This window comes from Seohaeicola saemankumensis (assembly GCF_042678485.1).
Taxonomy (GTDB): domain Bacteria; phylum Pseudomonadota; class Alphaproteobacteria; order Rhodobacterales; family Rhodobacteraceae; genus Seohaeicola; species Seohaeicola saemankumensis.
In genome coordinates this window covers 671,537-683,757 of record NZ_JBHTKR010000001.1, presented here as the reverse complement: position 1 = coordinate 683,757, position 12,221 = coordinate 671,537, and the positions used below count along the sequence as shown (strand labels likewise).

13 protein-coding genes, 2 tRNA genes and 1 riboswitch are annotated in these 12,221 nt (G+C 66.0%); of the genes, 11 read left to right on the top strand and 4 right to left on the bottom strand.

What is annotated here, in order from left to right; translation table 11 throughout:
- The first annotated feature begins 46 nt into the window (after positions 1 to 46).
- From ACFQ3C_RS03260 to ACFQ3C_RS03210, 11 genes are all read left to right on the top strand, one after another.
- Positions 47 to 1,000 (top strand): LysR family transcriptional regulator, encoded by a 954-nt coding sequence (locus tag ACFQ3C_RS03260; RefSeq protein ID WP_380788990.1) that lies wholly within the window; start codon positions 47 to 49, stop codon positions 998 to 1,000.
- Positions 1,001 to 1,053: 53 nt separating this feature from the next.
- Positions 1,054 to 1,155: riboswitch (TPP riboswitch) on the top strand.
- A 63-nt stretch (positions 1,156 to 1,218) separates the two neighbouring features.
- Positions 1,219 to 2,022, top strand: a complete 804-nt coding sequence (thiD, locus tag ACFQ3C_RS03255; protein WP_380788989.1) for a bifunctional hydroxymethylpyrimidine kinase/phosphomethylpyrimidine kinase — start codon at positions 1,219 to 1,221, stop codon at positions 2,020 to 2,022.
- A complete protein-coding gene (locus ACFQ3C_RS03250; protein ID WP_380788988.1) occupies positions 2,015 to 2,989 on the top strand; it encodes an FAD-dependent oxidoreductase in 975 nt (324 codons plus the stop codon). Before thiD ends, ACFQ3C_RS03250 begins: the two co-directional genes overlap by 8 nt.
- The gene (gene thiS, locus ACFQ3C_RS03245; protein ID WP_380788987.1) at positions 2,979 to 3,176 is read left to right on the top strand and encodes a sulfur carrier protein ThiS; all 198 of its coding nucleotides are present in this window, start codon (positions 2,979 to 2,981) and stop codon (positions 3,174 to 3,176) included. The genes ACFQ3C_RS03250 and thiS overlap by 11 nt, the downstream gene beginning before the upstream one ends.
- A gap of 3 nt (positions 3,177 to 3,179) precedes the next feature.
- Positions 3,180 to 3,956, top strand: coding sequence for a thiazole synthase (locus ACFQ3C_RS03240; protein WP_380788986.1), 777 nt, complete (start codon positions 3,180 to 3,182; stop codon positions 3,954 to 3,956).
- A complete protein-coding gene (locus tag ACFQ3C_RS03235) occupies positions 3,953 to 4,549 on the top strand; it encodes a thiamine phosphate synthase (RefSeq protein ID WP_380788985.1) in 597 nt (198 codons plus the stop codon). Before ACFQ3C_RS03240 ends, ACFQ3C_RS03235 begins: the two co-directional genes overlap by 4 nt.
- Positions 4,546 to 5,508, top strand: a complete 963-nt coding sequence (locus tag ACFQ3C_RS03230) for a HesA/MoeB/ThiF family protein (RefSeq protein WP_380788984.1) — start codon at positions 4,546 to 4,548, stop codon at positions 5,506 to 5,508. The genes ACFQ3C_RS03235 and ACFQ3C_RS03230 overlap by 4 nt, the downstream gene beginning before the upstream one ends.
- 18 nt (positions 5,509 to 5,526) lie before the next feature.
- Positions 5,527 to 6,480 (top strand): ABC transporter substrate-binding protein, encoded by a 954-nt coding sequence (locus ACFQ3C_RS03225; RefSeq protein WP_380788983.1) that lies wholly within the window; start codon positions 5,527 to 5,529, stop codon positions 6,478 to 6,480.
- On the top strand, positions 6,477 to 7,145 hold the full coding sequence (locus ACFQ3C_RS03220; RefSeq protein WP_380788982.1) for a TenA family protein: 669 nt from the start codon (positions 6,477 to 6,479) through the stop codon (positions 7,143 to 7,145). Before ACFQ3C_RS03225 ends, ACFQ3C_RS03220 begins: the two co-directional genes overlap by 4 nt.
- Positions 7,142 to 7,873: an ABC transporter ATP-binding protein gene (locus ACFQ3C_RS03215; RefSeq protein ID WP_380788981.1), complete on the top strand. Its 732-nt coding sequence runs from the start codon at positions 7,142 to 7,144 to the stop codon at positions 7,871 to 7,873. Before ACFQ3C_RS03220 ends, ACFQ3C_RS03215 begins: the two co-directional genes overlap by 4 nt.
- Positions 7,874 to 7,881: 8 nt before the next feature.
- Positions 7,882 to 8,598, top strand: coding sequence for an ABC transporter permease (locus ACFQ3C_RS03210; protein ID WP_380788980.1), 717 nt, complete (start codon positions 7,882 to 7,884; stop codon positions 8,596 to 8,598).
- Positions 8,599 to 8,647: 49 nt separating this feature from the next.
- Here the strand turns inward: ACFQ3C_RS03210 and ACFQ3C_RS03205 are convergent.
- The 4 genes from ACFQ3C_RS03205 to lon form a co-directional block, all read right to left on the bottom strand.
- Positions 8,648 to 8,723 (bottom strand) — tRNA-Val (locus ACFQ3C_RS03205).
- A 146-nt stretch (positions 8,724 to 8,869) separates the two neighbouring features.
- Positions 8,870 to 8,944: transfer RNA gene (locus ACFQ3C_RS03200), tRNA-Val, on the bottom strand.
- A gap of 19 nt (positions 8,945 to 8,963) precedes the next feature.
- A complete protein-coding gene (locus ACFQ3C_RS03195; RefSeq protein WP_380788979.1) occupies positions 8,964 to 9,359 on the bottom strand; it encodes an HU family DNA-binding protein in 396 nt (131 codons plus the stop codon).
- A gap of 368 nt (positions 9,360 to 9,727) precedes the next feature.
- Positions 9,728 to 12,133 (bottom strand): endopeptidase La, encoded by a 2,406-nt coding sequence (gene lon / locus ACFQ3C_RS03190; protein ID WP_380788978.1) that lies wholly within the window; start codon positions 12,131 to 12,133, stop codon positions 9,728 to 9,730.
- Between the last annotated feature and the right edge of the window lie 88 nt (positions 12,134 to 12,221).

Below are 12,221 nucleotides of genomic sequence, written 5' to 3'. Positions count from 1 at the left end.
TCATTGATCCAATAGATAACTAAGATACCGACTATAGGCTTGATCAATGCACCCATCGCCCGAGAAGCTGGCCCGCGACCTGGACTGGAACCTGCTGCGTACCTTCGTGGTGCTGGTCGATGCGGGGTCGGTCACCCGCGCCGCCGAAGCGCTGGGATTGCAACAGCCCAGCGTCTCCAGCGCGCTGAAACGGCTGGAAAGCCACATGGGCCGGCAGTTGATCGACCGCAAGCCGGGCCGTTTCGTTCTGACCGATGCGGGGCGTCTGCTTTATGCCGAGGCTCTGGACATCACCGGCGCGATCCTGCGGATCGGCACCGTCATCCGCGAGGTCGAGGAAGAGGTAAGAGGCCATGTCAACATCGCGATCGCCAGCCATGTGGTTTGCCCGCTTCTGAACGAGGCGCTTGGCGAATTTCATGCCCGCCACCCCGCGGCCACCCTGTCGATCGATGTCAGCGCCAGCCGTCAGGCGCTGGAAAAGGTGCTGGCGCGGCGCGTGTCCTTCGCGGTCTGCCTGGTCAAGGACCGCAACCCCAGGCTGGAATACCGCCACCTATTCCGCGAGTTCTTCGGCCTGTTCTGCGGCCCCTCGCATCCGCTGTTCGGGCGCGAGGGGCTGTCCACCGCCGATCTGGCGGGCGCGGCATCGGTCAGTTTCGTCACCGACCAGATGAACGATGCGCTGCGCCCGGTTACCCTGATGCGCGCCGCGGCGGGGCTGGAGGATCGGGTCGTCGGGTCCTCGTCGAACCTGGAAGAGGTGCGCCGCATGATCATGGCGGGTATCGGCGTGGGTCCCCTGCCCCTGCATGTGATGCGCGAGGATGTGGCCATGGGGCGGCTGTGGCGTCTGCCCCCCTACGAAGATCCGCCCGCCATCGACGTGCATGTGGTCTGGAACCCCCGCGCGCGACTGAACCGGGCGGAACGGTCGCTGCTGGAAGGGTTGCAGGCCAAGATCGAAACCACCCCCGAGGCCGATCGCATCTATAGCTGACCACCTGACGCATCGCCCTTGAAGCGGCCCCGAATCTGCCCTAGCCTTACCCGTGCAAACCGTTGGGGTGCCCCGCAAGGGGCTGAGAGGCGACACGCCAACCCATCGAACCTGATCCGGGTCATACCGGCGGAGGGAACGGTGCTTTAGATGGGCCATTCACGCCCCTGATCCGTTCCTTGCCGTCGCTGATCCCCATGACGCAAGGACAACCGGGCATGACGGTCATCGCACTTACCATCGCAGGCTCCGACAGCGGGGGCGGCGCCGGCATCCAGGCCGATCTCAAGACCTTCTCGGCGCTTGGCGTCTATGGCGCCAGCGTTATCACCGCGCTGACCGCGCAGAACACCCGTGCGGTGACGCGTGTGGAACCCGCAAGCCCCGCGATGATCGCCGCCCAGATCGCGGCGGTTTTCGACGATCTGGACATTCGCGCCGTCAAACTGGGGATGCTGGGCGGGGTGGACGCGATCCGCAGGGTCGCCGCGGGCCTGTCCCATCGCAACGTGCCCCTGGTGCTGGACCCGGTGATGATCGCCAAATCCGGTGATGCGCTCTTGCCGGATGACGCCGTGGCCAGCCTGCGTGCCGACCTGCTGCCCATGGCGACACTGCTGACCCCCAACCTGCCAGAGGCCGCGCGCCTGCTGGACACCGCCCCCGCGCGGGACGAGGCCGCGATGCAGGACCAGGGCCGCGCGCTACTGGCGCTTGGCGCGGGGGCGGTTCTGATGAAAGGCGGGCACGGTTCGGGCGAGACCTGCACCGATCTGTTGATCACCGCGGGCGGCACCCTGCGCCTGACCGCGCCACGCCGCCTGACACGCAACACCCACGGCACCGGCTGCACCCTGTCCGCCGCCATCGCCGCCGGTCTGGCGCAGGGCATGGACATGCCCGCCGCCGTCACCCGCGCCCATGCCTATCTGCAAGGCGCGATTGCCGCCGCCGACACGCTGCATGTCGGCCATGGGCACGGCCCCGTGCATCATTTCCACGCGGTCTGGTCGCATGGCTGACGTGACCATCATCGGTGCAGGCGTTGCGGGTCTCTGGGCCGCCTACGCGCTTGCCCGGCGCGGCATCACGCCCCGCCTGATCGACCGCAACGGCGCCCCCGGCGCGCATGGGTGTTCGTGGTGGGCCGGCGGGATGCTGGCGCCCTTCTGCGAAGGCGCCACATCGGAACCCGCCGTGATCGCGCATGGCCGGCAAGCGGCAACAGACTGGGCCGAGGTGACGCAGGTTGTGCAGAAAGGCTCTCTCGTCGTGACCCTCGCCCGCGACCGGGCCGAGCTTGACCGCTTCGCCCGCCGCACGACAGGCCACAGCCGCATCAGCGGCGCGGCGCTTACCGACCTGGAACCCGACCTTGCGACAGCGGGGCGCGAGGCGCTGTTCTTCGCAACCGAATCCCACCTGTCACCGCGCCGCGCGCTGGCCGATCTTGTCGCCGCCCTCGCCCAACGCGGCATCACCATCGAACGGGACGAAGCGCGCCCCGACGACATCCCCGGCACCGTTCTTGATTGCCGTGGTCTTGCCGCCAAGGCCCCCGGCCTGCGCGGCGTGCGGGGCGAAATGGTGATGCTGCACACCCCCGAGGTCACGCTCTCGCGTCCCGTGCGGCTGCTGCATCCGCGCCATCCGCTTTATATCGTGCCACGCGGCGACGGTGTCTTCATGCTGGGTGCAACCCAGATCGAAAGCGCAGGGCCCGGCCCCGTCACGGCCCGCGCCCTGCTGGAACTGTTGTCGGCCGCCTATGCGCTGCACCCCGCCTTTGCCGAGGCCGAAGTGATCGAAACCGGCGCGGATCTGCGCCCCGCCTTTGCCAATCACGTCCCCCGCGTGATCCGACAGGGCCGCGTGCTGCATCTGAACGGCCTTTTCCGCCACGGCTACCTGATGGCCCCGGCACTGGCGCATCAGGCGGCGGATTACCTGCAAACCGGCACGAAAGGAGACCTGTTCCATGAGGATTGAGGTGAACGGAGAACCACGCGAAGTGACTGCAACAACTCTGGCCGATGCGCTGGTCGAACTGGGCTGGGGCGCGGCGAAGGTCGCGACGGCCATCAACGGCGATTTCGTCCCGGCCAGCGCCCGCGCCACGCAGACCCTGCGCGACGGCGACCGGATCGAGGTGCTTGCCCCGATGCAGGGGGGCTGAGCGATGCGCGATTTCTATGGCGTGACGCTGGACAGCCCGCTGATGCTGGGCACGGCGCAATACCCCTCGCCCGCCGTGATGGAGGCGGCGTTCCGCGCCTCCGGCGCCTCGGTCGCCACCGTGTCCCTGCGCCGCGAAACCGCAGGCGGGCAAATGGGTGGCGGGCAGGCGTTCTGGCAGATCATCAAGGGACTGGGCGTTCATGTGCTGCCCAATACCGCCGGCTGCTACAGCGCGCGCGAGGCGATCACCACCGCCCGCATGGCCCGCGATGTGTTCGAGACGAACTGGATCAAGCTGGAGGTGATCGGCCATGCCGACACGCTGCAACCCGACCCCTTCGGCACGCTTGAGGCGGCCGAGACCCTGTCGGCCGACGGGTTCGAGGTGTTTCCCTACATGACCGAAGACCAGGTGCTGGCCCAGCGCCTTGTCGATGCGGGGTGTCGCGTGCTGATGCCATGGGGCGCGCCCATCGGCTCCGGTCTGGGGCTGAACAACCGCTATGGTCTGCGGACGCTGCGCGCGGCCTTTCCCGACATTGCCATGGTCGTGGACGCCGGGCTTGGCCTGCCCAGCCATGCCGCCGACGCGATGGAGACCGGATTTGACGCGGTGCTGCTCAATACAGCCGTGGCGCAGGCAGGCGATCCCGTCGCCATGGCCGAAGCCTTCGGCCTGGCCGCGCGCGCAGGTGCGCTTGCGTATCGCGCGGATCCCATGGCGCCGCGCGACATGGCTGTCCCCTCCACCCCCGTGATCGGAAAGGCATGGCTATGACGCTGCCCCGTTTCTATCCCATCTTCGACAGCGCCGCATGGCTTGCCCGCGCCCTGCCGCTTGGCGTCCGGCTGGTGCAACTGCGGATCAAGGACAAGGACAGCGCCAGCACCGAGGCCGAGGTCCGCGCCGGTCTGACACTGGCCCGCCAGCATGGTGCCGCACTGGTGATCAATGACCACTGGCAGATCGCCATCGACGCGGGCGCGGACTGGCTGCATCTGGGGCAGGAAGACCTTGAAACCGCCGATATCCCCGCGATCCGCCGTGCGGGGCTGAAGCTGGGCCTCTCGACACATGACCATGCGGAACTGGACCGCGCACTGGCGCTGTCGCCCGATTATGTCGCGCTGGGGCCGGTTTACCCCACGATCCTCAAGCAGATGAAATGGCATCAGCAGGGGTTGGCGCGGGTGACCGAATGGAAGCGGCTTGTTGGTGACGTTCCGCTCTGCGCGATCGGCGGGCTGACCCCCGAACGTGGGCAAGCCTGCCTGAACGCCGGGGCCGATCTGGTCGCCGCGGTGACCGACATCACGCTGAACGCCGATCCCGAGGCGCGGATGCGCGACTGGCTGAAGGTGGCCGGATGACCCGCTACGCCCGTCAGGTGATCCTGCCGCAGGTCGGCGCAGAAGGTCAGGCACGGCTGGCCGCAGCCCATGTGCTGATCGTGGGCGCGGGCGGGCTGGGCGTGCCGGTGCTGCAATACCTCTGCGGCGCGGGCCTGGGGCGCATCACCCTGGTCGATGGCGACCGGATCGCCGCCCATAACCTGCACCGTCAGCCGCTTTACCGGATGGACCAGGTCGGGCAGTTCAAGGCCGGGGCAGCCGCCACGGCCATGGCCGCCCTGAACCCCGAGGTCACGGTCAATGCCGTCACCGCATGGCTGGACCCGGCCAATGCGCCCGCCCTTGTCGCCCGTGCCGATCTGGTGCTGGATTGCGCCGATACATTCGCGGCCAGCCTGACCCTGTCGGATGCCTGCATGGACGCAGGCAAGCCGCTGATCGCGGCCTCTGCCCTTGGCCTGTCGGGCTATGCGGGGGGCTTTTGTGGCCCGGCACCCAGCCTGCGGGCCTTGTTCCCCGACCTGCCCGACCGGGGCGCCACCTGCGACACGGCGGGGGTGATGGGGCCGGTCGTCGCCACCATCGGCGCGATACAGGCGCAGATGGCGCTGTCGAGCCTTCTGGATCTCAGCCCCTCGCCCCTTGGACAACTCATCAGCTTCGACGCCGCGCGCTGGCGCTTTGGCGGCTTTCGTTTCGATACCGCACCGGAACCGGCACACAGCCTGCGGTTCATCGCGCCCGCGCAGATCGCGGCGGATGACCTGATCATCGACCTTCGCACCGAAGAACCCGCCCCCTTCCGCGCCGATGCCCTGCATCTTGGCCCCGATCAAGGCTACACCCCACCCCCCGGCACGTCGCGCGTGATCCTCGCCTGCCGCACCGGCCTGCGCGCGCATCACGCAGGGCTGGCCCTGCAATCCCGCTGGCCGGGCAAGATTGCCCTGCTGGCCGTCCCTCCCACCGATTCCTGACCCCCTGAAAGGCCCGTGATGAAACGCATGCTGACAACCCTCGCCCTGAGCCTGAGCCTCGCCCTGCCCCTACAGGCACAGGCACAGGACAAGCTGACCCTGATGCTGGACTGGTTCGTGAACCCCGATCACGGCCCGATCATCCTGGCCCGTGAAAAGGGGTATTTCGCCGAAGCGGGGCTTGAGGTCGAGATCGTCACCCCCGCCGATCCCAACGATCCGCCCCGCATGGTGGCGGCGGGCCGGGTGGACCTGGCGGTGTCCTACCAGCCGCAACTGCACCTCAGCCGCCATGCGGGCCTGCCGCTGGTGCGTGTGGGCACATTGGTGGAAACCCCGCTGACCTGCCTTGTTGTGCTGGCGGACGGGCCGGTGCAATCCATCCCCGACCTGAAAGGCCGCAAGGTCGGCTTTGCCGTGGCCGGCGTACAGGAGGTGATGCTGAATGCCATGCTCGCCCATCACGGGCTGACCCCCAAGGATGTCGAACAGATCAACATCGGCTGGTCGATCAGCCCCGCGCTGATGTCGGGGCAGGTCGATGCGGTGATCGGCGCCTTTCGCAATTTCGAGCTGAACCAGCTGGCTTTGGAAGGCAAGACCGGGCGCTGTTTTTTCCCCGAGGCCGAAGGCATCCCCAGCTATGACGAGCTGATCTATGTCGCCGATCCCACACGCATGGACGCGGCCCTGATCGCGCGCTTTCTGACCGCCACGGAACGCGCGGCGCTGGATATCGTCAACGATCCCGACACGGCATGGCAGATCTTCCGCGACACCGACAAGGCGCTGGATACCGATCTGAACCGGCTGGCCTGGGCCGATACCTGGCCGCGCTTTGCCCTGCGCCCCGCCGCGCTGGACCTGGGGCGCTATCAGCGCCTCGAGGCGTTTCTGGCCGCGTCCGGCGCAACGCCCGGCGGCATCCCCGCCGCCGATCTGGCGGTGGATGTCAGCGGGGCCACGGAATGACCGATCCCGACTATGGCCGCGCCTTCGCCATCTGGCGCGATGCAGCGCCGCAGTGGCAGGCCTATACGCATCATCCCTTTGTCGAAGGGTTGCGGACGGGCCAGCTGCCCCGCGCGGCATTCCTGCGCTACCTGGCGCAGGATTACGTGTTTCTGATCCATTTCTCCCGCGCCTGGGCGCTGGTTGCCGCAAAGGCCGATACCCTGGCCGAGATGCAGGCGGCTGCCGCCACGCTGCACGCCCTGACCCATGTGGAAATGCCCCTGCATATCCGCATCTGCGCGCAGGCCGGGATCACCCCGGACGCCCTGGAAAGCACCGAGGAGGTAGCCGCGAACCTGGCCTATACCCGCTATGTGCTGGAGGCCGGGTATTCCGGCGATATCCTCGATCTTCTGGCGGCACTTGCGCCCTGCGTTCTGGGCTATGGCGCGATCGGCGCACGGCTGGCGGGTTCGGGCGGGCGCTATGCGGACTGGATCGAAACCTATGGCGGGCAGGACTATCAGCAGCTTTGCCACGATGTCGGCGCGCTGATCGACACCGCGCTGGAACGGCGCCTCGGGCCGGGCTGGGCCGACCTGCCCCGTGCGGCCACCCTGGCCGCGCGCTTTGCAACGGCGACACGGCTGGAGGTCGGCTTTTGGGACATGGCCGCGCCATGACCGCACCCGACCTGCATCTGATGGGCGATTTGCGGATGGGCGATCGGCTGCTCTGCCCCGGACTGGACCTGCATTGCGCGGCCGGTGCCTGGACCGTGCTGCTGGGGCCATCGGGGGTCGGCAAATCCAGCCTTGCGCGGCTAGTGGCCAGCCTGCCCTGCCCCGCGTATCTGACGGGGGGCATCACCGCTGACGATGGCGCATCACTGGCGGGTCGCGTCACACTCATGGCGCAGACCGACCAGCTGCTGCCCTGGGCCGATGCGCTGGAAAATGTCACGCTGGGCGCAAGGCTGCGTGGCGCGCGCCCCGACCGTGGCCGCGCCCTTGATCTGCTCAGGCGCGTCGGGCTGGACGGCCATGCCAACCGCCGCCCCGCCACACTGTCGGGCGGCCAGCGCCAGCGCCTGGCCCTGGCCCGCACGTTGATGGAAGACCGCCCCGTGGTCGTCCTGGACGAGCCGTTTTCCGCACTGGATGCCGCCACCCGCGCCACCATGCAGGATCTGGCCGCCGAGGTTCTGACCGGATGCACCGTGATCCTGATCACCCATGACCCGTTGGAGGCAGCCCGCATGGCGACACGGGCCTGGCTGCTGGATCCGGCGGGGGCTGCCCCCCTTGATCTGCCGGTGACACCGGCGCCGCGCCGGCTGTCGGACCCTGCCACCCTGGCCGCGCAGGCCAGCCTCTACCGCCGGCTGATGGCGGCGGATGACGCCGCATGAGACGCCTCATGCCCCCAATTCTGGCATTGGCCTTCGGGCTTGGCCTGTGGCAGGCGGTTGTCTGGGCGACGGCTGTTCCGCATTTCATCCTGCCAAGCCCCGTCCGGGTGGCGGCGGCATTATGGGAAAATACCGCCCTTCTGGGTGCACAGGCCGCAGTCACGCTGGGTAATCTGGCCATGGGGCTGGGCGCGGGGATCCTGCTTGGCATGGCCACCGCGCTCAATCTGGCCATCTCACCGTCCGCGCGCATCCTGCTGCGTCCCCTGATGGTCTTTGCCCAGGCCGTGCCGGTCTTTGCATTGGCCCCGATCGTGACCCTCTGGCTGGGCTATGGCGCGCCGTCCAAGATCGTGATGGTGGCGCTGGTCACCTATTTCCCGGTGACATCGGCCTTCTTTGACGGGCTGATGCGCCTGCCTGCCGATCTCGATGATCTGGCCCGCCAGATGCAGGCCCGCCCGTGGCCGCGCCTGATGCTGCTGCAACTGCCCCATGCCCTGCCGTCACTGGGCTCGGGCCTGCGGCTGGCTGCGGTGCAGGCCCCATTTGCGGTGATCATCGCAGAATGGGTCGGCGCCTCGAAGGGCCTGGGGCATCTGATGCTGTTGTCGAATGGCCGCGCCCAGACCGACCTGATGTTCGCCGCCCTGATCCTGCTGGCCGCAATCAGCCTTTGCCTTTTCCTGGCGGCTGACCGGCTGGCACGACACTGGGACCGCTGATCGGCGCAAGCGTCTGATCTGCATAGCCTAATTTCGCTTCATGACAGGATGGTGGGTGATGAGAGACTCGAACTCCCGACATCTTCGGTGTAAACGAAGCGCTCTACCAACTGAGCTAATCACCCCTGCGGCCTGATTAGCCAAAGCTGTCACCGCGCGCAAGACCGGATCGGCACGCTTCGCGCAGGGTGGATCAGAAAATCCCATGCACATGCAAAGCACCCCGCGCGGCACCGCGCAGGGAGGTTGGTGCACCATCGAAAAGAAAGGATGGTGGGTGATAAGAGATTCGAACTCCTGACATCTTCGATGTGAACGAAGCGCTCTACCACTGAGCTAATCACCCGGTCCGAGGGCTTTTAGACTCAGTCGTCGTCCTCTGCAAGAGCCTCTTTATCCGCTTTTTCGCCCCCGGCATTCTGGCGCAGCTTGCAGATCAGGACCTGCCCGCCATTGGTCGGCTTGACACGCGTCACCTTGAGCCGCCCCATCGGTTGCAGGACCATCTCGCGCTGCTCCGCAAGCGTCTCGCCCAGGATCGCCAGCATCGCGTCAACGACCTGCTTGGCATCCTTTTTCTTGACGCCCGAGCGTTTCACGACCGCATCCACCAGTTCGCGTTTCTTCATCTCGGGGCCCTGCACCTCAGGCGCGGTGGGCTGCACCAACTTGGGGGTTGCAGGGATCGCGTCGCTGATCGGCGGCAGACCTTCCAAGGCGGCAGGCTTGATCGGGGCTGCGGGGGGCTCTGCCGGTGGCATTGTTGCCGCCTCAGCAACAACCACCGCTGGCGTGACCGGCTTCACCGTTGGCGTATAGGACTGTCTTGCGCCAGTTTTCGCAGCCTGTGCAGGTTTGGCCGCAGCCTTGGTTCTCAAAGCGGACTTGGGCTTTGCCGTCGCGGATTTTGCTTTTGTCGCCTTGGGTTTGGTCATCATCATATTCCCTAACTTTTCAGAACCGTTCACCAGCACACCGCCCCTCGGCATGAGTCTGTTGCAAGACAGGAAACACATATCGCTGCCTGCAAGACAAGGCCGGAAAAAACGGCAGCCCCATCACAGGGCTGCCGTCTGCCTTTTTTGCACCGCATTCCGTCACGCCAAAAAGGCGCTCCGGCCGCGCGCCATCAATGGGCGATCGCGCTGGGCGGTTCGGACTTGGACACCGCGGCGGCGGCTGCCGCCTCTTCGGCTTCCTCGTCCCAGTCGATTGCCTCGGGCTCGCGGACAAGCGACAGTTTCAGAACTTCCGAGACATGGCTGACCGGGATGATCTTCAGCCCTTCCTTGACGTTGTCCGGGATCTCGGCCAGGTCCTTTTCGTTCTCGGCCGGGATCAGCACTGTCTTGATGCCGCCCCGCAAGGCCGCCAGCAGCTTTTCCTTGAGACCGCCGATCGGCATCGCATTGCCGCGCAGGCTGACCTCGCCCGTCATGGCGATGTCTTTCCGCACCGGGATCTGCGTCAGCACCGACACGATCGAAGTGACCATCGCCAGACCGGCGCTTGGCCCGTCCTTGGGGGTCGCCCCGTCCGGCACGTGCACGTGGATGTCGATCTTGTCGAACTTCGTGGGCTTCACCCCGATCTTCGGGCTGATCGAGCGCACATAGGAACTGGCGGCGTCGATGCTTTCCTTCATCACGTCACCCAGTTTGCCCGTCGTCTTCATCCGGCCCTTGCCCGGCAGGCGCAACGCCTCGATCTGCAGCAGGTCACCGCCCACCGACGTCCAGGCCAGCCCGGTGACGACACCGATCTGATCCTCGGCCTCGGCCAGACCATAGCGGAATTTCTTGACGCCCAGGAATGTATCCAGGTTGTCCTCGTCCACCACGACCTTGGTCGCTTCCTTCTTGACGATCATCGTCACCGCCTTGCGGGCAAGCTTGGCGATCTCGCGCTCCAGGTTCCGCACGCCCGCCTCGCGGGTGTAGCGGCGGATCATTTCGTTCAACGCACCATCGGTGATCGTGAACTCGCCTTTGCGCAACCCGTGATCCTTGGTCTTCTTGGGGATCAGGTGATGCTTGGCGATCTCGCGCTTCTCGTCCTCGGTGTAGCCGGCAAGCGAGATGATCTCCATCCGGTCCAGAAGCGGGCCGGGCATGTTGTAGGAGTTCGCCGTGGTCAGGAACATCACGTTCGACAGGTCATATTCGACCTCAAGATAGTGATCCACGAAGGTGGCGTTCTGTTCCGGGTCCAGCACCTCAAGCATGGCCGAGGCCGGATCGCCCCGGAAATCCTGGCCCATCTTGTCGATCTCATCCAGCAGGATCAGCGGGTTCGTGGTCTTGGCCTTTTTCAGCGCCTGGATGATCTTGCCAGGCATCGAGCCGATGTAGGTCCGCCGGTGACCCCGGATCTCGGATTCGTCGCGCACACCGCCAAGGCTGATGCGGATGAACTCACGCCCCGTCGCGCGCGCCACCGATTTGCCAAGGCTGGTCTTGCCGACGCCCGGAGGGCCGACAAGGCACATGATCGGGCCTTTCAGCTTCTGGCTGCGCTGCTGCACCGCCAGATATTCGACGATCCGTTCCTTGACCTTCTCAAGCCCGTAGTGATCCGCATCCAGAACCTCCTGCGCCTTGTGCAGGTCCTTCTTGACGCGGCTCTTCAGACCCCAAGGCAGGCCCAGCATCCAATCCAGGTAGTTGCGCACCACCGTGGCTTCGGCCGACATGGGTGACATGGTCTTGAGCTTTTTCAGTTCCGCATCGGCCTTGTCGCGGGCTTCCTTGCTCAGCTTGGTGGCCTTGATGCGCTCTTCCAGCTCGGCCAGTTCGTTGCCGCCTTCCTCGCCATCGCCGAGTTCCTTCTGAATGGCCTTCATCTGCTCATTCAGGTAATACTCGCGCTGGGTGCGCTCCATCTGGCTTTTCACGCGGGTCTTGATCTTCTTCTCGACCTGCAGCACGGACATTTCGCCTTGCATCTGGCCATAGACCTTTTCCAGCCGCTCGCTCACGCTGAGGGTCTCAAGCAGGTCCTGCTTCTGGTTCACATCGATGCCCAGGTGACCGGCGACCAGGTCGGCCAGCTTGGCCGGGTCAGTGGTTTCCGACACGGCGACAAGCGCCTCTTCGGGGATGTTCTTCTTGATCTTGGCGTAACGCTCGAATTCGGCCGTGACGGTGCGCAGCAGCGCCTCGATCGTGGCGGCATCGCCCGTGGTCTCGGTCAGGTATTCGGCGCGCGCCTCGAAGAAGCGGTCATTGGTCAGGTATTCGGTGATACGCACACGCGCCTGGCCTTCGACCAGCACCTTGACCGTGCCATCGGGCAGTTTCAGCAGTTGCAGCACGTTTGCCAGCACACCGGTGCCGTAGATCCCGTCAGACGCCGGATCGTCGATCGAAGGGTCGATCTGGCTGGACAGCAGGATCTGCTTGTCGTCGGCCATGACCTCTTCCAGCGCGCGGACGGATTTCTCGCGGCCAACGAAAAGCGGCACGATCATGTGCGGGAACACGACGATATCGCGCAGCGGCAGAACGGGATAGGAGGGGTTTAGGGGTTCTTGCATGCTCGGTCCTTTGTTCGGCAGACGTCGCGATCCCGACAATCGGCAACCGGGGCGTCTCCTTTTACCTGTTGTTAATCTGGGGCGCGGA